Annotated in this window: 30 protein-coding genes; 21 read left to right on the top strand and 9 right to left on the bottom strand. The window is 39.5% G+C overall.

What is annotated here, in order from left to right; translation table 11 throughout:
* The first annotated feature begins 306 nt into the window (after positions 1-306).
* From BLW74_RS08910 to BLW74_RS08970, 14 genes are all read left to right on the top strand, one after another.
* Positions 307-903 (top strand): Crp/Fnr family transcriptional regulator, encoded by a 597-nt coding sequence (locus BLW74_RS08910; protein ID WP_089692591.1) that lies wholly within the window; start codon positions 307-309, stop codon positions 901-903.
* A 53-nt stretch (positions 904-956) separates the two neighbouring features.
* Positions 957-1,571, top strand: coding sequence for a Crp/Fnr family transcriptional regulator (locus BLW74_RS08915; protein ID WP_228424840.1), 615 nt, complete (start codon positions 957-959; stop codon positions 1,569-1,571).
* Between the two features lie 221 nt (positions 1,572-1,792).
* Positions 1,793-2,470, top strand: coding sequence for a KGG domain-containing protein (locus BLW74_RS08920; protein ID WP_089691896.1), 678 nt, complete (start codon positions 1,793-1,795; stop codon positions 2,468-2,470).
* Positions 2,471-2,544: 74 nt separating this feature from the next.
* A complete protein-coding gene (locus BLW74_RS08925) occupies positions 2,545-3,132 on the top strand; it encodes a YciE/YciF ferroxidase family protein (protein ID WP_089691899.1) in 588 nt (195 codons plus the stop codon).
* A gap of 66 nt (positions 3,133-3,198) precedes the next feature.
* Positions 3,199-3,501: a hypothetical protein gene (locus BLW74_RS08930; RefSeq protein WP_167358402.1), complete on the top strand. Its 303-nt coding sequence runs from the start codon at positions 3,199-3,201 to the stop codon at positions 3,499-3,501.
* 14 nt (positions 3,502-3,515) lie between these two features.
* Positions 3,516-3,893, top strand: a complete 378-nt coding sequence (locus BLW74_RS08935; protein WP_089691905.1) for a hypothetical protein — start codon at positions 3,516-3,518, stop codon at positions 3,891-3,893.
* Between the two features lie 56 nt (positions 3,894-3,949).
* Complete coding sequence (locus BLW74_RS08940; protein WP_089691908.1) at positions 3,950-6,088, top strand: catalase; 2,139 nt, start codon at positions 3,950-3,952, stop codon at positions 6,086-6,088.
* Positions 6,089-6,136: 48 nt separating this feature from the next.
* Positions 6,137-7,315 (top strand): zinc-dependent alcohol dehydrogenase, encoded by a 1,179-nt coding sequence (locus BLW74_RS08945; protein WP_089691910.1) that lies wholly within the window; start codon positions 6,137-6,139, stop codon positions 7,313-7,315.
* Between the two features lie 36 nt (positions 7,316-7,351).
* Positions 7,352-7,852 carry a CinA family protein gene (locus tag BLW74_RS08950; protein WP_089691913.1) on the top strand — a complete coding sequence of 167 codons (501 nt, stop codon included), beginning with the start codon at positions 7,352-7,354 and terminating at the stop codon, positions 7,850-7,852.
* A 4-nt stretch (positions 7,853-7,856) separates the two neighbouring features.
* Positions 7,857-8,654, top strand: coding sequence for an SDR family NAD(P)-dependent oxidoreductase (locus BLW74_RS08955; protein ID WP_089691916.1), 798 nt, complete (start codon positions 7,857-7,859; stop codon positions 8,652-8,654).
* Positions 8,655-8,664: 10 nt separating this feature from the next.
* On the top strand, positions 8,665-9,411 hold the full coding sequence (locus BLW74_RS08960; RefSeq protein ID WP_089692593.1) for an SDR family oxidoreductase: 747 nt from the start codon (positions 8,665-8,667) through the stop codon (positions 9,409-9,411).
* A gap of 26 nt (positions 9,412-9,437) precedes the next feature.
* A complete protein-coding gene (locus BLW74_RS22405) occupies positions 9,438-9,602 on the top strand; it encodes a hypothetical protein (RefSeq protein WP_167358403.1) in 165 nt (54 codons plus the stop codon).
* Between the two features lie 24 nt (positions 9,603-9,626).
* Positions 9,627-11,153: an FAD-dependent oxidoreductase gene (locus BLW74_RS08965; RefSeq protein ID WP_089691919.1), complete on the top strand. Its 1,527-nt coding sequence runs from the start codon at positions 9,627-9,629 to the stop codon at positions 11,151-11,153.
* Between the two features lie 47 nt (positions 11,154-11,200).
* A complete protein-coding gene (locus BLW74_RS08970; RefSeq protein ID WP_089691922.1) occupies positions 11,201-11,857 on the top strand; it encodes a DUF6766 family protein in 657 nt (218 codons plus the stop codon).
* Here BLW74_RS08970 and BLW74_RS08975 read toward each other — a convergent pair.
* A complete protein-coding gene (locus BLW74_RS08975) occupies positions 11,839-12,642 on the bottom strand; it encodes a helix-turn-helix domain-containing protein (RefSeq protein ID WP_185116345.1) in 804 nt (267 codons plus the stop codon). The two genes, BLW74_RS08970 and BLW74_RS08975, sit on opposite strands and share 19 nt — an antisense overlap.
* Positions 12,643-12,747: 105 nt before the next feature.
* On the opposite strand from BLW74_RS08975, the gene BLW74_RS08980 reads away from it, so the two are divergent.
* Entirely contained in the window at positions 12,748-13,884 is a 1,137-nt protein-coding gene (locus BLW74_RS08980) for an Atu1372/SO_1960 family protein (protein ID WP_089691928.1), read from the top strand.
* A gap of 107 nt (positions 13,885-13,991) precedes the next feature.
* Here the strand turns inward: BLW74_RS08980 and pdxR are convergent, their stop codons facing one another.
* Positions 13,992-15,422 carry a MocR-like pyridoxine biosynthesis transcription factor PdxR gene (gene pdxR, locus BLW74_RS08985; protein ID WP_089691931.1) on the bottom strand — a complete coding sequence of 477 codons (1,431 nt, stop codon included), beginning with the start codon at positions 15,420-15,422 and terminating at the stop codon, positions 13,992-13,994.
* A 102-nt stretch (positions 15,423-15,524) separates the two neighbouring features.
* Between pdxR and BLW74_RS08990 the strand changes: the two genes are divergently transcribed.
* The 3 genes from BLW74_RS08990 (at position 15,525) to BLW74_RS09000 (ending at position 17,244) form a co-directional block, all read left to right on the top strand.
* On the top strand, positions 15,525-15,980 hold the full coding sequence (locus BLW74_RS08990; RefSeq protein WP_089691934.1) for a cupin domain-containing protein: 456 nt from the start codon (positions 15,525-15,527) through the stop codon (positions 15,978-15,980).
* Positions 15,981-16,116: 136 nt separating this feature from the next.
* On the top strand, positions 16,117-17,001 hold the full coding sequence (locus BLW74_RS08995) for a dihydrodipicolinate synthase family protein (RefSeq protein ID WP_089691938.1): 885 nt from the start codon (positions 16,117-16,119) through the stop codon (positions 16,999-17,001).
* 9 nt (positions 17,002-17,010) lie between these two features.
* Positions 17,011-17,244, top strand: a complete 234-nt coding sequence (locus BLW74_RS09000; RefSeq protein WP_089691941.1) for a thioredoxin family protein — start codon at positions 17,011-17,013, stop codon at positions 17,242-17,244.
* A 107-nt stretch (positions 17,245-17,351) separates the two neighbouring features.
* Here the strand turns inward: BLW74_RS09000 and BLW74_RS09005 are convergent, their stop codons facing one another.
* A complete protein-coding gene (locus BLW74_RS09005; protein ID WP_089691944.1) occupies positions 17,352-17,858 on the bottom strand; it encodes a pyridoxamine 5'-phosphate oxidase family protein in 507 nt (168 codons plus the stop codon).
* Between the two features lie 248 nt (positions 17,859-18,106).
* Here BLW74_RS09005 and BLW74_RS09010 point away from each other — a divergent pair, with 248 nt between their 5' ends.
* Both BLW74_RS09010 and BLW74_RS09015 read left to right on the top strand, forming a co-directional pair.
* On the top strand, positions 18,107-18,904 hold the full coding sequence (locus tag BLW74_RS09010; RefSeq protein WP_089691948.1) for a helix-turn-helix domain-containing protein: 798 nt from the start codon (positions 18,107-18,109) through the stop codon (positions 18,902-18,904).
* Between the two features lie 64 nt (positions 18,905-18,968).
* Positions 18,969-19,922 carry a nitrilase family protein gene (locus tag BLW74_RS09015; RefSeq protein WP_089691952.1) on the top strand — a complete coding sequence of 318 codons (954 nt, stop codon included), beginning with the start codon at positions 18,969-18,971 and terminating at the stop codon, positions 19,920-19,922.
* A 45-nt stretch (positions 19,923-19,967) separates the two neighbouring features.
* Here the strand turns inward: BLW74_RS09015 and BLW74_RS09020 are convergent, their stop codons facing one another.
* The 4 genes from BLW74_RS09020 to BLW74_RS09035 form a co-directional block, all read right to left on the bottom strand.
* Entirely contained in the window at positions 19,968-20,324 is a 357-nt protein-coding gene (locus BLW74_RS09020) for a rhodanese-like domain-containing protein (RefSeq protein ID WP_089691955.1), read from the bottom strand.
* Positions 20,321-20,623, bottom strand: coding sequence for a DUF3817 domain-containing protein (locus tag BLW74_RS09025; protein ID WP_089691957.1), 303 nt, complete (start codon positions 20,621-20,623; stop codon positions 20,321-20,323). The genes BLW74_RS09020 and BLW74_RS09025 overlap by 4 nt, the downstream gene beginning before the upstream one ends.
* A 2-nt stretch (positions 20,624-20,625) precedes the next feature.
* Positions 20,626-21,084 (bottom strand): hypothetical protein, encoded by a 459-nt coding sequence (locus tag BLW74_RS09030; protein ID WP_089691960.1) that lies wholly within the window; start codon positions 21,082-21,084, stop codon positions 20,626-20,628.
* A gap of 69 nt (positions 21,085-21,153) precedes the next feature.
* On the bottom strand, positions 21,154-21,744 hold the full coding sequence (locus BLW74_RS09035) for a TetR/AcrR family transcriptional regulator (protein WP_089691963.1): 591 nt from the start codon (positions 21,742-21,744) through the stop codon (positions 21,154-21,156).
* A gap of 150 nt (positions 21,745-21,894) precedes the next feature.
* On the opposite strand from BLW74_RS09035, the gene BLW74_RS09040 reads away from it, so the two are divergent.
* Positions 21,895-23,112: an MFS transporter gene (locus BLW74_RS09040; protein WP_089691966.1), complete on the top strand. Its 1,218-nt coding sequence runs from the start codon at positions 21,895-21,897 to the stop codon at positions 23,110-23,112.
* Between the two features lie 131 nt (positions 23,113-23,243).
* Here BLW74_RS09040 and pdeM read toward each other — a convergent pair whose 3' ends face one another.
* Complete coding sequence (pdeM, locus tag BLW74_RS09045) at positions 23,244-23,888, bottom strand: ligase-associated DNA damage response endonuclease PdeM (RefSeq protein WP_089691969.1); 645 nt, start codon at positions 23,886-23,888, stop codon at positions 23,244-23,246.
* Between the two features lie 49 nt (positions 23,889-23,937).
* Positions 23,938-24,540 carry a 2,3-bisphosphoglycerate-dependent phosphoglycerate mutase gene (locus BLW74_RS09050; RefSeq protein ID WP_185116346.1) on the bottom strand — a complete coding sequence of 201 codons (603 nt, stop codon included), beginning with the start codon at positions 24,538-24,540 and terminating at the stop codon, positions 23,938-23,940.
* Positions 24,541-24,652 lie beyond the last annotated feature (112 nt).

Consider the following 24,652-nt stretch of genomic DNA (forward strand, 5'->3'; position numbering starts at 1 on the left):
ATTTTTATGGAAAACCCGTTTTCGACAAGTAAAACGGGTTTTATTTTCTTATTTGCATGCAAATTATTATGACTGTGACCTTACAAATGTGGTATTAAAAAATCAATTTATTGATGATTATACTGCTAAAATATCATTAATAAATAAGTATATACTTAAATATATCAATCATTTTAACTTATTTTAACTTTTAATATAATGAGTAAGGTGTGGTTTTTGCATGCATATAACAAGTCAGTTCCCAATAATATTTTTACTAAGACTAAGAAGAAAAGAAGAAGAAAACAACACCAAAAACAAAGTATTATGGTTATCGACGAAAACATTTTGATTTCAGCGGGAGCAGAAACGAGACATTATACCCCATCAGAAACAATATTTTCTGAGGGAGACATTCCGAATTATTATTACCAGATTATTACAGGACAGGTGAAACTCAATAATTATAATGAGGAAGGAAAAGAATTCATTCAAAACATTTTATCCGATGGTGAAAGCTGCGGAGAATCTATTCTTTTCATAGATAAGCCCTATCCTATGAATGCTGAAGCGATTACAGCGTGCAGCATTCTAAGACTTCATAAATCCATTTTTTTCAATATGCTGAACCAATCTCCGGAATTATATGTCGAGGTCAACAGCTTTCTTTCGGAACGCCTTTACTATAAGTTCATTATGATGCAGAACCTTTCATCTCAAAATCCTTCCATACGGCTTAAAGGTTTAATGGATTATCTAAAAAGTTTTCAAAAGGACCTGAGTCCTTACTCTTTTCTGATTCCATTGACGAGGCAGCAGATGGCCAGCCTTACCGGTCTCTGTGTAGAGACTGCGATAAGGACCATCAAACATATGGAAAGAAATAAAATAGTAAGAATTGAAAATCGTAAAATTTTATATTAAATTTCATTTTAGGTATATTATTTGCGATTTTTGTTTAAAATCTATTGAAAGTTATGAAAACAATAAGCTGCATGAATATTGACGAAAGTCTTCTGTATTCTTTTGGCGCAGAAGAAAGAGAATACAAAAAACGCGAATCAGTTTTCAAAGAAGAAGATCACGCACTCTATTATTTTCAGATTACAGAAGGAAAAGTAAAACTTAATAATTATAATGAAAACGGAAAAGAATTCATTCATAATATTCTGGGTAAAAAGCAGAGCTTCGGTGAAGCAATGCTTTTCCTCAATCAGCGTTATCCGATCAACGCTGTATGTCTTGAAAAGTCTAAAATTATAAGACTTCCCAAGAATAATTTCTTTGAAATGATCACTCAGTATCCGCATCTTTCTCTGGAAATGAATGCCTGTCTCTCACAGGAAATTTTTTATAAATTAAAAATGATGCAGAGTCTGGCTTCTCAAAATCCGATGCAGAGGCTGCAGGGTTTATTAGATTATCTTAAAAGCTATCATGACGAAGACTGCCATCAGTGTTTTCATATTGCATTTACAAGGCAGCAGATCGCCAATCTTACAGGCCTGCGTGTAGAAACGGTTATCCGGGCATTAAAGAAAATGGAGAAAGAAGGTATGCTTACTTTAAAAGATCGTAAAATTTTATACTAATATGCATTAACATGATTGAGGTCATAAAAAAGTGATTTATTATGATGTAAATTTGAGATAATTCTTCTGTACACCTCTTAAGACCTTAGTAAAAGGCACGCAAAAAGCATTTTGCTTTTATTTATTAATCATTTTAAAATTACCGACACACAATTGCTGCCGTCTAATACTAGTCACGGACAGCGATACCTATCACTAAATATTAATATAAAAAACGAGTTATGAACAATAGAAACTCACGAAGGCGCAGCTCAGATGGACAGTCATATTCTCCGGAAAACCTTGAAGCGATTTATCAATTAGGATATGATCATGGTTTCAGTGATGCCGCGGAAGACGAAGTCTATGACGATGATTTTTCAGAATATGAAAATTATTTTGATAAAGAAAACAATGATGATGAAGGTTACAGCCAGAGAGGGCGTAACAGCAGAGATTCCAGAGGGAGTAACGGAAACAGTCAGAGAGACGGGCAGGGAAGATTTACTTCAGGGAGAGGAGGCTCACGTGGAGGAAATTCCGGCGGTAGTTCTCGCGGGCGTTCAAATTCCAGATCTTCGTCCGCAGACGGTACCTCAGGAAGAGGCTTTGCATCTATGAGTAAGGCCGAAAGAACACGAATCGCCAGAATGGGAGGTCAGGTTTCTCATAGCGGTGGAGAATCTTCGGATTCAGGTTCTAACTCAGGAAGAGGAGGTTCTTATTCAGGATCAGGAAATAACAGTAACAGTAGTAGTTCGGGCCGTAGTTCCAATTCAGGTTCAGGCACTTCAAGCAGAGGTTTTGCAGCAATGAGCAAGGCAGACCGTACAAGAATTGCCAGAATGGGGGGACAGGCATCCCACGGAGGCGGAAGATCTTCAGGTCGTTCCGGATTCGGGGGCAGACGTAATTCATAATTCTTTTTCCCGGATTGCCTCTTTAGTCACATATAAAGAGGTAATCCTTTTTAAACCAAAACACCATTCACATCATGCCAAATAAAATTTTAGAAACAGACCGTGCAGTTTCTGCCACCAAAAAAGGTGCGGCAGACAAGTCAACCATTGATAAAGATGAAATGAAAAACTCGCCGCTTCACAAGTTCTTTGTAAGTGCCCTTAAGGATATTTACTATGCAGAAAATGCCATTCTGGAAGCATTGGAGAAAATGCAGGAAGCCGCTACAGCTGAAGAACTGAAAGATGCTTTTGAAGATCATCATCTTCAGACTCAGAAACATGTTAAGCGTCTGGAGAAAGTATTCCAGCTTATTGACGAAAAGCCGGAACAAAAAGAATGCAAGGCTATAAAAGGAATCATAGAAGAGGGTGAGGAAGTTATCAAATCCACCGAAGACGGTTCCGCAACCAGAGATGCCGCACTTATTATTGCTGCCCAAAAAGTAGAGCACTACGAGATGGCCACCTATGGAGGCCTTACCCAGCTTGCTATTACCATGGGGCATGATAAGGCAGCAGACCTTCTGGAAAGAACACTTCAGGAGGAAGAAGATACCGATTCTCATCTTACAGATATTGCCGAAACATCCATCAACTTTGATGCAGAACAGGAAGACTAAAGTACATCATAAGCCCTATAGATGATTGTTCTGCAGGGCTTATTTTAAATTATGAAATCAAAATATATGGACTGTCAGAAAATCATAAAAACACTTAAAAACAAAGATTTTGTAAAAGTATCCCATACAGGAAAATGTTTTGAAAATGCAGCAGCGGTCTATGCCAAGGAGATTAAAGAAAACATCTTTCTCCTATTTATCATTCTTAAAGATATTGATATTGAAAATGTACAGGCTTTAATTGCCCATTTCGACAGCTTCGGAAGTATCGGGCTAAAAGAACCGGAACAGATCATGTTTTATCTCTCAATAAAAGATAAGAATGACCTCCATTATTTTGAACAGTATTTAACAACTTCCAATAACTAATACCATTTTTTGATATGATATTTGAGAACGACACCCTGCAAAATTCCGGGCTGAATGATAAGAATAACGCACTGGAAAATGAGTCCCTGTTTCCACCCATTATCAATTCTTACGGAGTAACAGCTTTTCTGATCAAGTCACTGGAAAAGATTAAAAACAATGCTACCTGTGAAGTTCTTAAAGGAGTAATCGATACTTATATGGATGAATACATCCTTAATATCCGCGAGTTTCATACCCAGAATACCACGGAAATAAACGACAGGGATGACGAAGTGAGATTTGAATCTCCTGCTTTCAGCCTGTATGCTAAAACGGCTTATTATAAAGTTCTGAAGGAAGAAGAATACATCAGCCGGCTTCTGGAAATCCTTGAGAATAAAACAGATTAATTCCGCACTGCCACCTATTGAACTGTTTTTGAAAAGACACCAACCACAAAAAGATTATGAATATGAAAACTAACGAACCTAACAAAAAAACAGAACAGCTGGATGTACACAGTACTTCTAATGAAAATGAAAAGCTTACTACTAATCAGGGGCTGAAAATCAATAACAATCAGGATTCTTTGAAAGCAGGAGAGCGCGGGCCGTCTCTGCTGGAAGATTTTATTCTGAGAGAAAAGATTACCCATTTTGATCATGAAAGAATTCCTGAAAGAGTAGTTCATGCACGAGGCTCCGGTGCTCATGGAGTTTTTAAACTTAACAAAAGTCTTGCCGGGTATACCAAAGCCAGATTTTTAACAGAGCTGGGAAAAGAAACTCCGGTCTTTGTAAGATTTTCCACTGTTGCCGGAAGTAAAGGAAGTACAGATCTGGCGAGAGATGTTAGAGGTTTTGCTGTCAAATTTTATACAGACGAAGGAAATTATGACCTGGTAGCCAACAATATGCCTGTATTTTTTATTCAGGATGCCATCAAGTTTCCGGACCTCATACATGCCGTAAAACCTGAACCGGATAATGAAATTCCACAGGCCGCATCTGCGCACGATACCTTTTGGGACTTCATTTCACTGATGCCAGAAAGCACCCACATGATTATGTGGCTCATGAGTGACAGAGCCATACCAAGAAGCCTCAGAATGATGGAAGGTTTTGGAGTACACTCTTTCAAATTCATCAATGAGGAAGGAAAAGTTCATTTTGTAAAATTCCATTTCAAACCCAAATTGGGAATACATTCCGTAGCATGGAATGAAGCCCAGATTATTTCAGGAGTAGATTCTGATTTTCACAAAAGAGACCTGTGGGAAGCTATTGAAAACGGGGATTACCCGGAATGGGATTTCGGGGTACAGCTCATCCCTGAAGAAGATGAACATAAATTTGATTTTGACCTGCTTGATCCTACCAAGATCGTTCCGGAAGAAGAAGTTCCCGTGGAAATTGTAGGTACATTGACACTCAACAGAAATCCTGATAATTTCTTTGCAGAAACCGAACAGGTTGCTTTTCATCCGGGACATATCATTCCGGGGATTGATTTCACCAATGATCCGCTGCTGCAGGGAAGATTATTTTCATATACAGATACTCAGCTTTCAAGACTGGGATCTCCCAATTTTCATGAAATCCCGATTAACAGATCCATTAATACCGTTCACAATAATCAAAGGGACGGCCATATGAGACAGCAGATTGTTAAAGGTAAAACAAGTTACGAACCCAATTCTATAGGAGGCGGATGTCCTTTCCAGGCCATGATGGCTGATGGAGGATTTGCTTCCCAGCAGGAAAGAGTTTCCGGAGAAAAAGTTAGAGAACGAAGTAAAAGCTTTGTAGACCATTATTCACAGGCTAAATTATTCTATAACAGCCAGTCCACACCCGAAAAATTACACCTTCAGAATGCGCTGATATTTGAATTGTCTAAAGTGACCCGTCCTGAAATCAGAGAAAGAATGGTTGGGCAGTTGGCATATGTGGACACGTTCCTCGCATGGAGGGTTGCAGAAAAAGTTGGCGTTGAGGTTAAGAAGCTGGACTGGCCTAATCAGAGCTTACCGGCAGACAGTAATATGGTGGAACTTCAAAGTGAGGAAAGAGAACCTAAAACAAAAATATCCGATGCTTTAAGCATGAGACATACCGTAAAAGACACCATTAAAACCCGTAAAATAGGTTTTATTCTCGCCAATGGAGCTGATGGAGGCGCTCTCAATGATCTCAAAACAAAGCTGGAAGCAGAAGGAGCTAAAGTGGAACTGATCGCTCCAAGCCTTGCTCAGGTAAGAACCAATGACGGAGCAGAACTTACCCCGAAACATTCCTTGAGCAATACAGCCAGTGTATGTTTTGACGCGCTTTATATCTGTTCCGGTGCAGATTCCGTAAAAGAGCTGATGATTGCTGAAAATAAAAATCTGGTTCTGCATTTTATCAACGAAGCTTACAAACACTGCAAAGCCATTTATTTCGGGGCAGACACGCAGGCTCTTTACCATCATTCCAATGTCTCAGCAAAACAGCATGATGATCCGGGAATTATTACGTGGGAAGACGGTAAACAGACAGATAAATTTATCAACGCTATAGCCAAGCACAGAGTCTGGGATCTTGAAATGGAGAGAAACGCTTAAATCATAAACATCCTTCACACCACACCAATCACTTTAAATATTTAAATTATGAAAGCAGCAGTTTTTCATTCACCGGGTAATATTACCTGTGATACCATAGAAGATCCCAGAATTCTTGATGAACGCGATATTATTCTGAAAGTAACCTCCACAGCTATTTGTGGCAGCGACCTGCACATGTACTCCGGAGGTATTCCCCAGGCCAGACCCATGGTTATGGGGCATGAATTCATGGGTATTGTAGAAGAAAAAGGAAAAAACATCAGTCATTTAAAAGTAGGTGACAGAGTAGTAGTTCCTTTTCCTATAGCTTGTGGCAGCTGTTTTTTCTGCCAGCATGAGCTTCCTACAGCCTGTGAGCACAGCAATCCGGATCATTACGGTCCTGAAGGCGGAATTCTTACAGAAAAAGGAGGTGCTTTATTCGGATACACAGACCTTTATGGAGGTTATAATGGCGGACAGGCACAATACGTAAGGGTTCCATATGCACAATTCGGTCCGAGAAAAGTTCCGGAAAACCTTACTGATGAACAGGTTTTATTTCTTACCGATATTTTTCCCACAGGTTATACCGGAGTAATGTGGGGCGAGCTGAAAGGAGGGGAAACGGTTGCCGTTTTCGGAGCAGGTCCTGTAGGAACAATGGCGGCCAAAAGTGCTATCCTGCATAACGCCGGAAAGGTTATTGTTATTGATACCCTTCAGTACAGGCTGGATCGTGTTAAAATGCTCACAGGATGCGAAACCGTTTTGTGGGAAGATGCGGAAAGCGCTATAGCGCAGATCAGGGACATGACAGACGGAAGAGGTGCTGACCTTTGTATCGAAGCCGTAGGTTTTGAGCCTGAAAGAAGTTTTATAGACCGTGCAAAAGCAGTGATCAACTTCGAAAAAGGATCTGTAAAGGTTCTTGAAGCATGTATGAGTGCTGTAAGACGGGGCGGAATTGTATCCGTTTTAGGCGTCTATCCTGTCAATTACGATAATTTCAGACTTGGACAGATCTTTGATAAAGGAATAACCATCAAAGCAGGACAGTGTAATGTCCACCCGATTATAGATAGGCTCATGGATTATGTCGTAACCGGAAAAGTAACCCTTGATGATATTATTACCCATCGTTTATCCCTTGAAGAAGTAAGTAAAGGATATGAAATCTTCGATAAAAAAGAAGATGGATGTGTAAAGGTCGTTCTTGACCCGTGGAAGCTGCCCGGCTTGTAAAATAAATCACCAACCAACCATTCAAAATATAGTATTATGGATTTTCAGAAAAGTCTTCTTGAATATATAAGCCAGTCACTCATGACCATTGATGAAACTATTTCTGTTGCAGAAAGTGTTACCTCAGGATGCCTGCAGCTGGCTTTCTCACAGATGCCGAATGCTTCAATGTTTTACAAAGGCGGAATGACAGCCTATTCTTTATCTGAAAAAGTCAGGCTGTTAAAGGTCAGCAGACAGGAAGCGGAAGAATGCGACTGCGTTTCAGAAAATATCGCAGAAACAATGGCATTGAATGTGGCAAAATTATATGAATCCGACTGGTCTATCGCCACTACAGGGTACTGTACACCCACCCGGAATTCAGGATATAAAATTTTTGCTTATTTCTCATTTTCTTATAAAGGAGAGATTGTGCTGACCAAAAAACTGGAGCTCCATCCCAAAACACAAGCCCTGAATGCACAGATGTATTATACAGAGTTCATTCTGGGCTGCTTTAAAAGCGAGCTTAACAGACTTTTAATCTTAAAATAAAGATATGGAACGCAAAAATAAATATGCCCTGATTACAGGAGCTACCAATGGAATAGGCTACGAGCTTGCAAAGCAGTTCGCCAAAAACGGCTACGATCTTATTATTGTTGCAAGAGATCATGAAGAACTGGTAAGAAGAGCCGATGAATTTAAAAATTATGGCGTGAATGTCATCAGCATATCCAAAAATTTATTCTTACAGGAAGAAGCCTATTCTCTTTATTCTGAGTTGAAAATGAATGCCATAAGCCCCGAAATATTAGTAAATGATGCGGGGCAGGGCGTGTACGGAAAATTTCAGGAAACGGACATTCACAGGGAAATAGACATTGTTCACTTAAATATTATTTCCGTGCTTATCCTTACAAAGCTGTTTATTAAAGACAGGCTTCCAAAAGGATCCGGAAAAATCCTGAATCTGGCTTCCGTAGCCAGCAAAGCTCCCGGACCGTGGCATTCGGTATACCATGCGAGCAAAGCATTTGTTTTGTCATGGTCTGAAGCCATTCGTGAAGAACTGAAAGATTCAGGAATTACAGTCACGGCACTGCTGCCAGGACCTACAGACACGGATTTCTTTAATAAAGCCGATATGAACCGCAGTAAAATCCTTGAGGATAAAGAAAGTCTGGCATCTCCTGAAGAAGTAGCCATTGACGGCTACAATGCTCTTATGAATAATGAAGACAAAATAATTTCAGCCCTCAAAAATAAGCTATCGGTAGCCATGGCCAATATTTCAAGTGATAGTATGGCTGCACATAGAATGGCAGAAATGCAGAAACCCTCAGAGAAAGAATAAAGAAGTGAAAATGGGAAAATTAGATAATAAATCGGTACTGATTACTGGAGCCGACAGCGGAATCGGAAAGGCTGTCGCGCTTCTTTTTGCCCTGGAAGGGGCAGATATTTCCATTATTTATCATTCAAGCAATGAAGATGCTGAAAAAACAAAAAAAGAGATTGAAAACCTGAACAGGAAATGTGTCATCTTTCAGGGGGATATCAATGACTATGAATTTTGTGAAGAGACTGTGAAAAACGTCATTTCAACATTCGGAAAGATTGATATACTCATCAATAATGCCGGTGTTCAGTTTCCTGCAGAAAGTATTGAGCAGCTTGAAGAAAAAAATATCAGACAAACCTTTGATTCTAACATTGTGGGAATGATCTTATTGACGAAAGCCGTATTTCCCCATCTCAAAGAAGGAGGAAGCATTACCAATACCACATCAGTTTCTGCTTACCAGGGACACGCTGAACTGCTTGATTATTCGGCAACCAAAGGAGCAATTGTTTCTTTTACCCGTTCACTCGCACTGCAGGCCAAACCAAAAGGAATCCGTGTGAATGCCGTTGCTCCGGGTCCTGTTGCTACCCCTCTTACCAAAGAAACATTTGATGAAAAAGAAGAAAACCCCAATAAGCCTCCTCTCGAGAGAAACGCTACGCCGGAGGAAATTGCCTTCAGCTTTCTGTTTCTGGCCGGTACAGATGCCTCGCAGATCACAGGACAGGTACTGCATCCCAATGGAGGACTGATTATAAACGGATAAAAATAAAGAACTATCAAAATTAGATTATGAAAACAACAGCAATTATTTTAGGAGTCCTGAGCGTATTTGCATTTTCTGCATGCCGATGCAATATTGATGAGGATGAAAACAGAAAAAGAGATCAAAAGAACAGCCCGGCAGGCGTGAACAGGACCGGTGTACCCGAAAGTGATACATTGAGTATCCAATAAGTGTAACAACAAAATATTCTGGTTATGTACAGAGACGGTGCAAGAAAAAGTATATGGCAGGAAGAGATCAGGAAATTTTCTGACGATGCTGATCTCAATTCATTTTTTGATGTTGTCATCGTAGGCGGCGGAATTACCGGAGTTTCAACAGCACTGAAACTGCAGGAATCCGGAAAGAAATGTATCATTCTGGAAGCAGCCAATGTAGGGTTTGGAACTACAGGAGGTACAACAGCGCATTTAAATGATTTTTTTGATACAACCTTTACCCAGGCTATCCGGGATTTCGGCCTGGATAATGCTAAACGCTATGCGGAATCCGGGGGTGATGCCATCAGAATCATTGAAGATCATATTGAGCGCTACAGAATCAGCTGTGATTTTACAAGAAAGTCTGCATACCTGTTTGCTCTGGACGAAAAGCAGGAAGAACAGCTGAAAAGCATTGTAGAAGGCGCTGCGAATGTCGGCCATGAGATGAGCTATGTGAATGAAATTCCTTTTCCCATTCCCTTTAAAGAAGCGGTACTTATTCCCGCGCAGGGGCAATTCCATCCCATTAAGTATATCAAAGGACTCTGTGAAGCCTTTATCAGGCTGGGGGGATCTATTCAGGAAAACTGTCTTTGCGAAAGTCATGATGAATATGAAGACCATGTGATTTTAAAAACGTCAAAAGGAGAAATAAAGACAGGCAATGTGGTTTATGCCACTCATATTCCACCCGGGGTTAATCTGCTTCATTTTACAAATGCACCATACAGAAGCTATGCGATGGCTTTTACTTTAAAAAATGACCAATATCCATGGGAGTTGGGGTATGATCTTTGTGAACCATATCATTATTACCGTATTCAGAATATTGATGGTGAAAACCTGTTGATTGCAGGCGGTGAAGACCACAAAACAGGACATGCCGACGATACCGGAGTATGTTTTTCAAAGCTTGAAAACTATGTGAGAAAATACTTTGACGTGGAAACCGTTTTTTATAGCTGGTCCAGCCAGTACTATGAACCTGTGGACGGACTTCCGTACATTGGAAAATTGCCGGGAACTCAGGAAAGAATTTTCGTGGCTACTGGCTTCAGAGGAAACGGAATGATATTCGGGACACTGTCATCACAAATATTACATGACCTTATTCTGACCGGAAAAAGTAAATATGGAGACTTATTTAATCCGTCAAGAATCAAACCTGTTGCCGGGTTTTCAGATTTTGTGAAGGAAGCCGCAACGGCAGCATTTGATTTTGTGAAAGATAAAATTTTCAGAGATAAAATTGCATCTTTCTCGGAAGTTGGAGAAGGAGAAGCAAAAGTGATCCGCTATGAATCTGAATCATATGCACTGTACAAAGAGATTGACGGAACACTGCATTTGCTAAGAAGCACCTGTCCCCATGCAGGCTGTGAAGTAAGGTGGAATAGTGCAGAGCTCAGCTGGGACTGCCCATGTCACGGTTCCAGATTCAATGTAAACGGAAAAATCCTGACCGGCCCAACGACGAAAAATCTGCAAAAAGTATTTCCTTATCAAAAAAGAGATTGATAAACCCTTTAACATCAATACCCAACATAAAAAAATAAATCAAGAATATGTCACGTTCAAGTTTCTTTTATCGCAACAGCTTAAGTATTGTTCTGATTACTCTGATGATCATCTTTCTTACAGGACAGTTTTTTACCGGTTGGAAAACTGAAAACAAAGAATTGGTTGAAAACGGACATGCTGCCTTAAAAATCAGTGAATATATTCACAGCGGACATTTTATCCAGGCTACTTTTGAAAACTGGGAGAGCGAATTTCTCCAGATGATGCTCTACGTTGTATTAACAATTTCTCTCAGACAAAAAGGTTCCAGCGAATCCAAGTCTATGACAGGTGAGGAAGAGGTAGACAGAGAGCCAGAAGTACATCCCAACGCACCGTGGCCCGTCAGAAAAGGAGGAATATGGCTGAAAATTTATAAGCATTCTTTATCCCTGGCTTTTGCAATACTGTTTCTGGCAAGTTTTATATTGCATTTCTATGGCAGTCTTACGGACTTTAATGATGAGCAGCTATTGAAAAATAAATCCGCTGTAAGCGCTGTGCAGTATATTTCTGAATCAAGATTCTGGTTTGAGTCCTTTCAGAACTGGCAGAGTGAATTCCTGGCTGTAGCCTCCCTTGTTCTGTTGTCCATATGGCTTCGCGAAAAAGGCTCTCCGGAATCAAAACCGGTTGATATGCCTCACGATGAAACTCCCTGATGTTTATTCACTCTGGGCTTTGTCTGCATGATGGCAAAGTACGAAGACGTAAATGCTGAAAGACTTTGGTAGCCTACTTTATAAGCCACTTCACTCAAAGTGTATTGTTTAGTATCTATCAGCTCAATACTTTTTAAAATCCTGGTCAGCTGCAGGTACTTTTGCAGGGTAATTCCGGTTTCATTTTTAAAAATCCTCTGGAGGCTTCTTACTGACATTTGTGCTTTTTCTGCCAAAGAATCAATATCCAGGCTGTATTTAAAATGAGCATTAATCTCACGGCAAACAGGGATGAGTCTGGGATCTGCAGGTACAGGAATTTCCAGACCGCTGCTTTCCCTGCAGAAGTTGGGAAGACTTTTTAAGATTGCCTTGAAAAAAATGTCCTGTTCTTCATTCTCGTCCAGAGACTGGTTCCATTTTGAGGCATACAAAAGCATTTCCTTTAATACAGGCGGAACAGCAAATACCTGTACATTCTGATAAAACTCCTCTTCAAAAACAGTTTTGAAGAGAAAGACCATCAGATTCACGGTTTGCGCTTCAGAAGTTATTTTGTGCGCTCTTCCAGACGGAATCCAGATCACATGATGCTGAGGGACAAGATAAATTTTTCTGTCAATATGGAAATACTGATAACCTTCTTCTACAAAAGTAAGCTGGGCACGGCTGTGTCTGTGCTCATACTCATCATGTTTCCAGTTTTTTTCGCACCACACATAAGCCTCTTTTTTAATAGAATCTACAAAGTGGCTTTCGGTTTTTTCAGTAAGTCCACATTTCATGCTGTCGTTTTGTATGTATATTTTGGCAAATTTAATAAAAACGCCATTAGTAATTTTGTGTAATTAATGTAATCACTACAAATAATACTAAATATCTTATTCAGAATGAAAAAACTAGTTCTTTTTTTTGTTTTAATTTTATTATCTAATAGCACAAACATTATGGCACAGAATAAAGCGAAAATATTGGTCCTTATCCATTCAGACGATGGAGGAACCTACGAGTTGGCTAAGGAAATCGCGAAAGGAATTGAAAGTGAGAGCAATGCAGTTTCCACCATAAAATTAGTCAGACCATCCCAAAATCCCCACCTGAAAAATCTTCCGGTAGCAACGGTGGATGAGCTGGTAAATTATGACGGGATTGCATGGGGTTCACCCGTTTATTTCGGGAATATAAGTACCGGAATGAGCGAGTTTTTATCTAAAACCGTTCAGCTGTGGACCCATCATGCTTTGGAAGGAATCCCAGCTACGGTTTTCATGTCTGCCGGCAGCGGTGCAGGAAAAGAGCTGGCCCTTCAGGCATTCTGGAACAGCCTTGCTGTACACGGGATGGTATTGGTTCCCAATGGAATTCGGGGAACTGAAGAACTGAACAAAGCAATTCCACAGGGAAATACAGTTTTGGGAGTTACGACCATGGCTTCTCTGAAAGATGTGGAGAGACCTACCAAAGGAGAAAGAAATATTGCAGAACTTCAGGGGAAAAACTTCGCGAAAATAGCACTGGCATTAAAAGATACACACCCGAAAAAGACGATAGCTGCCGATGAAATTCACCAGAATTTCAATGAAATAGTAAAGCAGAAAAACATTATCCTACCACAGGTTCCCAAGCCTGCAGGCAATTATCAGCCGTTTGTCCGCGCCGGAAATCTGGTATTCATCAATCAGGTAGCCCTTAAGGACGGTAAAATTTTCAATCCCGGAAAATTAGGGGTGGAAGTGAATGAGAAGCAGGTAAAAGAAGCTGTAAAAGTAACCATGCTGAATGTTCTTTCTGTACTTAATGAGGCTGTAGGAGGAGATTTAAGCAAAGTAAAACAATGTGTTCAGCTGACGGGAATTTTCAACACCAAAGATGATTATACCCAACATGCAGATCTGATGAACGTGGCTTCTGATCTTACTGTAGAAGTTTTCGGGGAAAAAGGAAAACATGCCAGAGCTACTTTTGGAGCGGCCTCTGTTCCTGTAGGTTCTTCAGTAGAAATTCAGGCCGTTTTTGAAGTGGAGTAAGCTTCAGATTTTTTATTTAAAATACAGGTCTCAGATGTACTCAGACAGAAAGACAGATATCGGCTTTAACCCAATACCTGTGCAGATCTGAGACCTTTGGATAAAAATTAGAAAAATGTAGAAAGAACCTCAGCAATCAAAGGAATACTCTGTTCCAGAAGCTCTTCGGAAAGCGCTCCATAACTTAATCTGAACCCATTTATAGGATTGGGGCTGTATTGTTCAGGATGAATAATTTTAATATTTTTTTCCAATAACAAAGCGGTTACGATATCCCAGTCCAGTTGTACTTTAGGGACAATCCAGAAGGCGAGGCCGCCTTCTGGCAGCGTAAAGTCTGCAATATCCTTCATATGCCTGTTCAGCAACCCAAAAACAAAATCTCTTTTGTTCTTATAATGAACCGTTGCTTTTCTGATATGCTTTTTTACAGCACCTTCTCTGATCAGCTGAAGGACAGCCTGCTCCATAATCACATCACCATGCACATCAATTATCTTTCTCAGCTCGCCGATTTTTTTCAGCAGTTCCTGATTTTTAGTAGCGAGATAGCCGATCCTCAAAGCAGGAGCTACCACCTTGCTTAATGTTCCGATATATACATAATGGTGAAGCTCAGGAAAACTGGAAACAGGCAGGATGGGGCGATACCCGAAATGAAATTCATTATCATAATCATCCTCAATGATGGTTATATTGTACTGATTGGACAGCTCGATGAGCCTTAATCTTCTTGAAAGGCTTAAAGTAACGGTAGTAGGATATTGCCTGTGGGGAGTAATATACAGAGCTTTGACAGTCTGATGTTCTTTAAGAAGCTTTTCAACCGCTTCAATACTGATTCCTTCCTGATCTACAGGCACATGCAAAAGCTTTGCTCCTGCATATTGAAAAGCTTTCCACGCAGGCTGATATCCCGGATTTTCAACAATCACATGATCTCCTGCTGTAAGAAGACTTTGAGCCGTCAGAAACATTCCCATCTGGCTTCCCCGGGTAATGGAAATTTCATTTTCATGAATGTGCATTCCACGCTGATGATTAAGCATCTGAGAAATCATTTTTCTGAATTCCAGATCTCCGTGCTCGTCTCCATAACCCATCATCTGCCATTTTGCTTTGATGCCGAAAATCTGCCGGTAGGCCCTTGCCAGCTCTGTTACAGGTGCAATTTTACTATCCGGATGACCATCATCAAAATTAATTACAATGCTACCGGGCACGGTCAATGGATGGCTTGAATCATGAAGTGCATGCCTCCTTTTTTCATGCAGCGATGGAAGATGCTCAGAAACAAAAATACCTTTTCGTTCTTTCGAAATTACCCATTCTTCATTGATCAGCACCTGATAGGCTTCTACAACGGTATTTCTGTTAATTTTCAAACTCTGTGCAAGATTACGGCTTCCGGGAAGTGCATCACCGGCTTTTAACCTTCCTGAGCGGATATCCGTGATAATAGTGTCTGCTATCTGCAGATACACGGCTTTACTGAGCTTTTTATCAATTTCTAATTCTAATTTCCAAGGACGCAACATCTGGACTACTTATTTATGTAAAAACTGAATCATTTAAACAGTCCAAATATAGAATAATTTTGTCATGCAATAAAGCACAAAACCATTATAATTTTAACAATCATGGACAAGAAACAATTCAGTTCTAAAGATTTTCACGAAACTTTTGCAAGACCAAAGTACGTAAAGCCAAGTCATCTTATTCATAAAAATGTAGAAAATGCAGGAGAGCACAATCAGTTTTCCACAGAAAGAAAGCATCCCGTTTTCTTTGTAGATCTTCCCAGTAAAAATGTCAGCATGACGATTGGAGGGCTTACTCCCGGGCAGCAAACCAACAGACACCGTCATACGTATGAAACCGTATTATTTGTCATTGAGGGAAAAGGCTGGACAGAAGTGGAGGATGAAAAAGTATACTGGGAAGCCGGAGATGCAGTATACATTCCTTCATGGGCATGGCATAAACACCAGAATCTGAGCGATACGGAGCCTGCCAAATATATTGCCTGCGAAAATGCTCCACAGCTCCAGAATTTAGGAGTTGCCTTGAGAGAGGAAGAAGGCAGAGACCTTTAATATGAGCCGTTTAAACCATTAAGGCGGGTTGTTCTCATGATATTGATACCGGATATGATTTTTTACCAAAATATTCTTAAGAATGTACTCTCCTTAATAGTTTTAAAAATAATCTTAAACTTTAAAACAGCAACATATGAAAAATGTACCATTTAAAGGGATTATAGCTTATCCCATAACCCCTTTTGATGAAAATGAAAAAATAGATATTCCTCTTTTCAAACACTTGGTAGAAAGGCTGATTACTTCCGGAAGTCATGGTATTGCTCCATTGGGAAGTACAGGAGTAATGCCTTATCTGTCTGATGAAGAAAAAGAAGAAATTACAGAAGCTACTTTACAGCAGGTAAAAGGCAGAATTCCAACGCTCGTAGGGGTTTCGAATCTTACGACAGAGAAAACCATTCATCATGCCCGGTTTGCGGAAAAAGCAGGCGCTGACGCCGTTATGATTATTCCCATGAGCTACTGGAAGCTTACCGATGACGAAATTGCAGCACATTACGACGCTGTGGCACGTAAGATTTCCATCCCGATTATGGCCTACAATAATCCTGCAACAAGCGGGGTAGACATGTCTCCGGCTCTGTTAAAAAGACTGCTTGAAATTCCCAATGTAACGATGATTAAAGAAAGTACGGGAGACATCCAGAGGATGCATTATCTGAGAAGAGAACTGGGGGAAGAAGTAGCATTCTATAATGGGTCAAACCCTTTGGCGCTGGCTGCATTTTCCGCAGGAGCAAGAGGATGGTGTACAGCAGCACCTAATTTAATCCCTGAATTAAATTTAGGTCTGTATAATGCCATTGAGGAAGGTGATCTTGAAAAAGCAAAAACCATTTTCTACCGGCAGTTTGATCTGCTGAAATTTATTGTGAGCAAAGGATTGCCAAGAGCGGTAAAGTCCGGACTCAATATTCTGGGGGAAAACGGAGGAAATTTGAGAAGCCCTTTGAAACCTTTGCATGAAAAAGAAACCGAGGAATTAAACACGATTATTAAAACCCTTACTAATTAATACAGTCCTATGAAAAAGTCCATTTTTTATCATGCAGGCTGTCCTGTATGTATCAGCGCAGAACATGATATCATTAACCTAATCGGTTTGGAAAATGTTGAAATTATCCATTTGGGTAATGATAAAGGCAGAATAGAAGAAGCTGAAAAGGCGGGTGTACAATCTGTGCCTGCTTTAGTAACTCCTAACGGAAATGTTCTTCACATTAATTTTGGAGCGTCTCTGGAAGAAGTGAAGGGTTAGCATCATTAATTTTGTATAAACGGCTCAAAAATTTGAGCCGTTTTTTATTGTTGGAAATGCTAAACCGCAAAATTATAGTTCTGATTAGGTTCAGCTTATAATGATCTTTAAATGACTGCATTTCCTTCTACACCGTCAGAGTTATCGGTTTTGTTTCCTGTAATCGCAGAGGCTACAAAACTGAAAAGACTCACCAGCTTGCCTGCTTTGGTGTCCCAGTAATAGGTTTCTTTAGGTTCTACCCGGATGATGGTAACATTGGGATCATCTTTTCCGTCAAACCATGCGTTGGCAAGGGGAGACCATTTTTCTTCTATCGTAGCTTTATCCTTATAAACAGAAGCTTCCCCATATACAGAAAGATATTGGGAGTCACTGTTATTCATGAAAAAAAGCTGTACTCTGCGGTCATCTTTTATTTCAAAATTTTTGTTGCTGGTTCCGCTGCTGATAAACCACAGGTTTCCGCTGTCATCCGTTTCCTGCAGCGTCATAGGTCTTGAATTGATGGGAGTTGTTTCCAACTCAGTACAGAACATGCATATTCTGGCTTTTTCTGAAAGTTCTTTGATTTTTTTGATCGCTTCAAGATGGGTAAGATTTTCTGTTGACATAATATAATATTTTAGTGATTGTATTGGTTAGGATATGTATTCAACTTTTATGATGAATAATATGGTCTCATTCATTCAAATACCTGACCAAAATGAAGAGAAATGTGGTACCTGATTTGATTTTCCCTTCAAAAACAGATCTGCATCTGTTGAAGACAGCACCTATTGGATTGAATTTTATAATGTTATTGCCCTGTATTACATTGAAATATTTCTTTGCTCAATAAAGTTTTACGTAAATTTGATGAATGCAGATTTCGCCTCCTAACCATCTTGCTCCTTTTATAAGACATTATATCTTTTTGGAAAATTCCGGGAAGAATATCATGAGTTTAAGGCTTTTTACGGACGGAAGCTGCGGGCTTATTCTCTCAGGAGATATGAAACTGTATTCAGGCACAGCAAAGGAACGTATGCCGCTTTCCTTTTTTTATGGTATGGTAAGCAGTTATAAAGATTTCTTTTCAAAAGAAAAATTTTCTCTGATTGCCGTAGTTTTTCAGCCTTATTTTCTGCATATCCTTTCGGGAATATCCGCCAAAGCGCTTAGTAATAAAACAATTCCGGTAGAGGATATTTTGACAAATAAACTGGAAATATTTCAGGAAAAGCTATTTAATAAAACAGACCCTTTAAGTATTATTAATGGTCTGAATACCTTTTTCACCCAATTTTTATCGGGAGGAGTGGGCACAGATCATCATCTTATATCCGCTGCACAACAATATCTTCTCCTCAATAAAGGTTCTGTATCTTCTAAAGATTTACAGCATTTTACAGGATATTCAGAACGTCAGCTGGAAAGAAAATTTGAATATCATATGGGAATGTCACCTAAAAAATACGCAAATATTATACGCATGCATTACTTCCTAAGCCTTATAAATAATAGGGTTGATGACAAAAATATGACCATGCTCTCGTATCAGGCAGGATATTCTGACCAGTCACATCTTATCAGAGACTTTAAAAATACTACCGGTCTTACTCCCAAGCAATATCTGAATAAGGAAAACAAAATGGCTGTTAATTTCATTGAGCTTTAACCAGCAGTGTCGGTTTTATACAATTATTCTCAAGGTATACTGGCTAGTTTTGCTCAAAAAAACAATGAATATTAAAATCTCGACTGCACAGTTTGAAAATAAAAGCGGGGATAAAGCGTATAACTTATCCGTTATAGAAAAGTTAGCTGGTGAGGCTGCATCTAAAGGATCCCATGTGATTGCTTTCCATGAATGTTCCGTTACAGGGTATACATTTGCTCGAAAACTTTCCAGAGAACAGCTTCTCGATATTGCAGAGCGTATTCCGGATGGTGACAGCATAAAAAAATTACAGGAGATTGCGGCTAAGCATCATATCACCATATTGGCTGGACTTTTTGAAAAAGATGCTTATGACCACCTTTTCAAAGCATATGTTTGTGTTGATAAAACCGGACTTAAGGCTAAGTACAGAAAACTGCATCCCTTTATTAATCCGAATCTTACACCGGGTAATGAATACTGTGTATTTGATATAATGGGCTGGAAATGCGGGATTCTTATCTGCTATGATAACAACATCATTGAAAATGTAAGAGCTACCAAGCTTCTGGGCGCAGATATTATTTTTATGCCTCATGTTACGATGTGTACACCGTCCACAAGACCGGGCGCAGGTTTTGTAGACCCAAAGCTTTGGGAAAACAGGAGAGAGGATCCAACATCGTTACGGCTGGAGTTTGAAGGAATGAAAGGCAGGGACTGGCTGATGAAGTGGCTTCCGGCCAGGGCTTATGACAACGGGGCTTATATCGTTTTTTCAAATCCTGTGGGTATGGATGATGACCAGCTGAAAAACGGATGTTCCATGATTGTAGACCCTTTCGGGGATGTGATTGCAGAATGCCGTTCTTGGGAAGACAGTTTTGAAACTGCCGTTGTTACCTCCGAAAAGCTTACCCAAGCCGGAGGATATCGGTATATGAAAGCCCGCAGACCCGAATTATACAGCGAAATTATTGGAAAAGAACATGTGTCAGAACAAAAAGTAGTCTGGCTCAACGGTAAAACTGTTTAAAATAAAAATCTCTCCTGCATATCATTTATGGGAGAGATTGATTTCTTATGGAGTCATCGTTTTCTGAAGATCCGTCCAGGCGCCGCCATTATGAACATCCCTGAACCCTTTTTCTTTAAGAATATTTTCAGCTTTTACACTTCGGAGTCCGTGGGAGCATACCGTGATGTACGTCTTCGCAGGATCTAATTCTGCATAACGTTCTCTTATTGTTCCTAATGAAATATTCACAGAACCTTCTATATGTCCCGTTTCATATTCTTTTTCAGTTCTTACATCAAGAATGACAGCCCCTTTTTTGAGCAGTTCCGGCAGTCCGTTATCTATAGTCTGGAAACGGTATACTCTGTATGCGGCATAAATAATAAGAATTATGGCACAGAATGTCAGTACATATTTCATAGCTTGCTCAGTATTTTTTTGTCAATATAAAAAGTGCCAAACGGAATAAAGCATGCCAGAATAACCTTCCACGTAATTTCTTTAAACTTCCAGTTCTGTTCTACGCCCACACTCAATGTATTGAACAGAAAAAGCAGGAATAAAGTCCCGTGAACAGGACCAATAAGTCTTACCAGAAGAGGATTCCCTATCCAGTATTTTACGGGAACTGCAATGCCTATCAGGGTCAACAATGAAATTCCCTCTAAAATAGCCAGAATTCTCAGCCGGCCGATCTTGGTTTTAAATAAATCTATCATAATTATCTGAAATAAGGTCTGTTGGCAAAAGGAGAAAAAGGCCATGGAATGGCAATCAATATGATAATAAGCGCAATGCAAAACCAGATGCCCATTGTTTTAAATTTTTCCCTGTCCGGAAATTTTCTTTTGGCTAAAGCGGAACCGATCGTAATCATACTAATAGCAGTAACCATGAGTATAATATGGATAAGTCCGAAAAATATATGTTCAAAGGATTCCTTTGCTGCATTGAAGTTCTTCCAGAAGTATTGAATCACCGGGCTCTTAAGATAGAATATCATTCCTATAATCAGCTGAATATGGGCAATAGTTGCGGTCCAGTGTCGTACTGCATTATCAGTTCCTGTAAATTTTCTGTTTGAAAAATATCCTTTGAAAGAGCGGTAAACAGTGTACATCAGACTTATTAAGACCAGCCACCGGGTGAGAGAATGTAAGAAAGTAAGAGTTTGATACATTGTTTATTACTTTGTTACAGCAAAGGCAAACTAAAAACATACTATTTAGTATGTTTTTTAGAAAAAAAATTACTGCAGCGTTCTAAAATAAGACTTAAGTCCTTTTAAATAAACAAGATAGACTTCTTTGGAGTTTTCCAGTTTACCCATATTTCTTACTCCCCAATAACCCGAGATCACAAAAACACTCACTTCTTTTGCGCTTACTTCATTTTTTATTAACCCAATTTCTTTTCCTTTTTCAATACTTTCAGCAAGAGCCACCTCCCATTCTTTTGAAAGCTCATGCAAAGCTTGTGTAAAATCGTGATGCCAAGGTGCCATTTGTTGCACAAAATTAGAAGTAGGACAGCCATATTCAACTTTTAAAAAGTCATTTTCCATCAGAAGATGATACATAATATCATAAATACTGTCTAATGGATTCTGGCTGCTTTGAAGAGAATCAATGAACATTTTCCTGAAATTAGGCTTCATCAGATCGGTGATGATGGCCAGTCCCATTTCATCCTTGGTTTTAAAATGGTAATAAAAAGCACCTTTCGTCACCTGGGTAGTTGCGATAATATCATCAATGCTGGTAGTCTGAAAACCTTTCACATAGATCAGTTCGAACGCTTTCTGGAGAATCGTAAGACGGGTTGCTTCTGATTTTTTCATTTAAAAATGCTGATTATAATACAAAGGAACAAATTTTAAACTGAAAATAAAACTATCAGTATTCTGATGGTTTGCTACAATTTAAATAATTTTTATAATACAATTATTCGCCGGAAATTTGTGTTGTCAATCTCAATACATTATAAGACAATGAATTTTCAAAAAGAAATACAGGTCAATGCTGCATCACAGACCGCTAAAAAAGGCCTGCCCGCAGCTTTATGGGCATTAACGATAAGCGCCTTCGGAATAGGAACTACTGAATTTGTCATCGTAGGACTTCTTCCTACAGTTGCTTCTGATCTCGGAATCACAATTCCTTCAGCCGGGCTTCTGGTAAGTCTCTATGCAATTGGAGTGGCGATAGGAGCGCCAATATTAACAGCTTTAACAGGAAAAATTCCGCGAAAAACTTTACTGGTATCCATTATGCTTTTATTTGTTATCGGAAACGTTTTGGCTTCTATAGCCCCCGGATTTATAACTTTGATACTTGCCAGAATACTTACGGGATTTGCCCATGGTGTTTATTTCTCCATAGGTTCTACCATAGCAGCTTCACTGGTTGCTGAAGAGAAAAGAGCGACCGCAATTTCCATCATGTTTTCAGGACTTACCCTTGCGATTGTAACAGGGGTTCCGCTGGGAACATTTATCGGACAGCATTTCGGTTGGAGAGCAACTTTTATAGGAGTTTCAATCCTTGGAATTATCGGATTGGCTGCCAGTTTATTATTGGTTCCGAACCATCTGAAAAACGGGAAAACAGCTTCTGTAAAAAGCCAGTTTAAAGTACTCGGGAACAAGCGTCTTATTTTTGCCTTTTTAATGACTGCCATGGGGTATGGAGGTACATTTGTGGTATTTACGTATCTGTCACCCATTTTACAGAAAATTACAGGATTTCAGGAATCTACCGTCACTTTTATTCTTTTAATTTATGGAATTGCCATCGCCTTAGGCAACTTGATTGGAGGGAAAGCAGCAAACAAAAATCCTCTGAAAGCGCTTTTATGGATGTTTGCAGCGCAGGGACTGGTGCTGCTTGCATTTTATTTTACGGTGAGCAGCCCGGCTGCAAGCATCATTACGCTTTTCTTTTTGGGAGCTTTATCATTTGCTTCTGTACCCGGACTGCAGTTACTGGTTGTACAGATTGCTGAAAAAGAGCTTCCAGGAACTGAAGATGTTGCATCAGGGATCAATATTGCCGCGTTTAATGTGGGTATTGCCATTGGTTCTTATGCAGGAGGAATGATTGTCACCTCTTCTTTAGGATTAGGAAGTACACCTTGGATAGGCGCTTTATTCCTGTTGGTTACCGTTATAATAACGGCTTACAGTATCCGTTTAAGCAAGCAAAGATAACATTTACGGATCGTTTTTCTATGATAAATCCCTGCCAAGATGTTTGACAGGGATTCTTATTTAAAAAATATTTTTTTTATGGAACGACCTTATTTTTTGTATATAAATTCTCGGTAGAATCCATGAGGCTGTCAGATTTCATAAATCTCAGCATCTGTAAACACAAAGAATGTACTTTTCTTAGGCAGATTTTTAGTATCAAGTCCTGTAAATTCACTAAAGGCCGGCAGCAGTAATTGATTGCTGCTGAGTGCAAAGCAGGGGAGCCTGATATTCTTTACTGCAGAACTGAGTACAATTCCGGGGTGGATATGTCCTGTAATCTGAAAACCCGATCTTTCGGAATCAAAGTCGTGAATAAAGGTAATCCCTGACGCTTCAAGCGATTCAATCCTGTGGTTAAAGCACAGTTTTTTCTCCAGGGTTTTCGAAATCCGGTCATGATTACCTTCAATAAGATAAAACTCAATATCGGAATACTGGTTTTTCCAGGCGCAGAATTCATCTACGTCAGAATTGTCTCCGGCATGAAGCAGATCTCCAACTACAATGAATTTTTCAGGCTGGAAATATTCAATCAGAGCTGATAACCTTTCAAGATCACTTTTCATAATATGATTGGACAGTGCGATACCGTTTTTACGGAAATGCGCCGTTTTGCCGATATGAAGATCAGAAAGGATCAATGCTTTTTCTTTTGGCCAGAATGCTGCACGCTGATTGGTAAGAATGAAAGTTTCGTTTTGTAGGGAAATATTTTTAGTTGCTATCAACACACCTGATAAATTGAAATTAAATCTTTAAAGTTAAGCTATTTTGTCCGGATTAGCTAACCTTGCGGCTTACATGAAATTTTTCATCAAAAATATATGTCAGAGGATAACCGGTAGCAATTTCTCTTTCCAGAATTTCTTCGGGAGAAAGATGTTCCAGATACATAATGAGTGCACGAAGGCTGTTTCCATGGGCCACAACCAATACATTTTCGCCCTGTTTTAACAGTGGTCTTATCTGGTTTTCAAAATAAGGAATGACTCTGTTGTAGGTATCTTTAAGGCTTTCTCCGCCGGGAGGAACCACATCAAAAGATCTGCGCCAGGTATGAACCTGCTCATCTCCGTATTTCAGAGCCGTTTCTGCTTTATTCAATCCTTCAAGAGTACCGTAAGAACGTTCATTTAATGCTTTGTCTTTTACAATTGGGATATTGGGATTTCCTATTTCATTGAGGATGACGGATAAGGTATGCTGTGCTCTGATTAATGCAGATGTAAAGGCGATGTCTATTCTTTCTCCTTTTAACGCAAGGCCTGCTTTTTTTGCTTCTTCAATGCCGGCTTCAGTGATATCAATATCTTTCCACCCTGTAAATCTGTTTTCCAGATTCCAGAGTGACTGTCCGTGACGGACCAAGAATAATTTTTCCATTATTTAAATTTTATTATACTTCAGAGAAGATATACTCTAATTTACGATGATTATTTAAGCTGATCAAGAAAAAGCATTCATAATATTAGGCTGAGAATAAGATTTAAATAGA

The organism is Chryseobacterium culicis (assembly GCF_900108365.1).
In the GTDB taxonomy this organism is placed as follows: domain Bacteria; phylum Bacteroidota; class Bacteroidia; order Flavobacteriales; family Weeksellaceae; genus Chryseobacterium; species Chryseobacterium culicis.

What these genes read in the sequence shown, in the direction of transcription:
- BLW74_RS08910 (WP_089692591.1), top strand. Translation starts at nt 307, where the DNA reads ATGGTTATCGACGAAAACATTTTGATTTCAGCGGGAGCAGAAACGAGA.
- BLW74_RS08915 (WP_228424840.1), top strand. Translation starts at nt 957, where the DNA reads ATGAAAACAATAAGCTGCATGAATATTGACGAAAGTCTTCTGTATTCT.
- BLW74_RS08920 (WP_089691896.1), top strand. Translation starts at nt 1,793, where the DNA reads ATGAACAATAGAAACTCACGAAGGCGCAGCTCAGATGGACAGTCATAT.
- BLW74_RS08925 (WP_089691899.1), top strand. Translation starts at nt 2,545, where the DNA reads ATGCCAAATAAAATTTTAGAAACAGACCGTGCAGTTTCTGCCACCAAA.
- BLW74_RS08930 (WP_167358402.1), top strand. Translation starts at nt 3,199, where the DNA reads ATGGACTGTCAGAAAATCATAAAAACACTTAAAAACAAAGATTTTGTA.
- BLW74_RS08935 (WP_089691905.1), top strand. Translation starts at nt 3,516, where the DNA reads ATGATATTTGAGAACGACACCCTGCAAAATTCCGGGCTGAATGATAAG.
- BLW74_RS08940 (WP_089691908.1), top strand. Translation starts at nt 3,950, where the DNA reads ATGAATATGAAAACTAACGAACCTAACAAAAAAACAGAACAGCTGGAT.
- BLW74_RS08945 (WP_089691910.1), top strand. Translation starts at nt 6,137, where the DNA reads ATGAAAGCAGCAGTTTTTCATTCACCGGGTAATATTACCTGTGATACC.
- BLW74_RS08950 (WP_089691913.1), top strand. Translation starts at nt 7,352, where the DNA reads ATGGATTTTCAGAAAAGTCTTCTTGAATATATAAGCCAGTCACTCATG.
- BLW74_RS08955 (WP_089691916.1), top strand. Translation starts at nt 7,857, where the DNA reads ATGGAACGCAAAAATAAATATGCCCTGATTACAGGAGCTACCAATGGA.
- BLW74_RS08960 (WP_089692593.1), top strand. Translation starts at nt 8,665, where the DNA reads ATGGGAAAATTAGATAATAAATCGGTACTGATTACTGGAGCCGACAGC.
- BLW74_RS22405 (WP_167358403.1), top strand. Translation starts at nt 9,438, where the DNA reads ATGAAAACAACAGCAATTATTTTAGGAGTCCTGAGCGTATTTGCATTT.
- BLW74_RS08965 (WP_089691919.1), top strand. Translation starts at nt 9,627, where the DNA reads ATGTACAGAGACGGTGCAAGAAAAAGTATATGGCAGGAAGAGATCAGG.
- BLW74_RS08970 (WP_089691922.1), top strand. Translation starts at nt 11,201, where the DNA reads ATGTCACGTTCAAGTTTCTTTTATCGCAACAGCTTAAGTATTGTTCTG.
- BLW74_RS08975 (WP_185116345.1), bottom strand. Translation starts at nt 12,642, where the DNA reads ATGAAATGTGGACTTACTGAAAAAACCGAAAGCCACTTTGTAGATTCT.
- BLW74_RS08980 (WP_089691928.1), top strand. Translation starts at nt 12,748, where the DNA reads ATGAAAAAACTAGTTCTTTTTTTTGTTTTAATTTTATTATCTAATAGC.
- pdxR (WP_089691931.1), bottom strand. Translation starts at nt 15,422, where the DNA reads ATGTTGCGTCCTTGGAAATTAGAATTAGAAATTGATAAAAAGCTCAGT.
- BLW74_RS08990 (WP_089691934.1), top strand. Translation starts at nt 15,525, where the DNA reads ATGGACAAGAAACAATTCAGTTCTAAAGATTTTCACGAAACTTTTGCA.
- BLW74_RS08995 (WP_089691938.1), top strand. Translation starts at nt 16,117, where the DNA reads ATGAAAAATGTACCATTTAAAGGGATTATAGCTTATCCCATAACCCCT.
- BLW74_RS09000 (WP_089691941.1), top strand. Translation starts at nt 17,011, where the DNA reads ATGAAAAAGTCCATTTTTTATCATGCAGGCTGTCCTGTATGTATCAGC.
- BLW74_RS09005 (WP_089691944.1), bottom strand. Translation starts at nt 17,858, where the DNA reads ATGTCAACAGAAAATCTTACCCATCTTGAAGCGATCAAAAAAATCAAA.
- BLW74_RS09010 (WP_089691948.1), top strand. Translation starts at nt 18,107, where the DNA reads ATGCAGATTTCGCCTCCTAACCATCTTGCTCCTTTTATAAGACATTAT.
- BLW74_RS09015 (WP_089691952.1), top strand. Translation starts at nt 18,969, where the DNA reads ATGAATATTAAAATCTCGACTGCACAGTTTGAAAATAAAAGCGGGGAT.
- BLW74_RS09020 (WP_089691955.1), bottom strand. Translation starts at nt 20,324, where the DNA reads ATGAAATATGTACTGACATTCTGTGCCATAATTCTTATTATTTATGCC.
- BLW74_RS09025 (WP_089691957.1), bottom strand. Translation starts at nt 20,623, where the DNA reads ATGATAGATTTATTTAAAACCAAGATCGGCCGGCTGAGAATTCTGGCT.
- BLW74_RS09030 (WP_089691960.1), bottom strand. Translation starts at nt 21,084, where the DNA reads ATGTATCAAACTCTTACTTTCTTACATTCTCTCACCCGGTGGCTGGTC.
- BLW74_RS09035 (WP_089691963.1), bottom strand. Translation starts at nt 21,744, where the DNA reads ATGAAAAAATCAGAAGCAACCCGTCTTACGATTCTCCAGAAAGCGTTC.
- BLW74_RS09040 (WP_089691966.1), top strand. Translation starts at nt 21,895, where the DNA reads ATGAATTTTCAAAAAGAAATACAGGTCAATGCTGCATCACAGACCGCT.
- BLW74_RS09050 (WP_185116346.1), bottom strand. Translation starts at nt 24,540, where the DNA reads ATGGAAAAATTATTCTTGGTCCGTCACGGACAGTCACTCTGGAATCTG.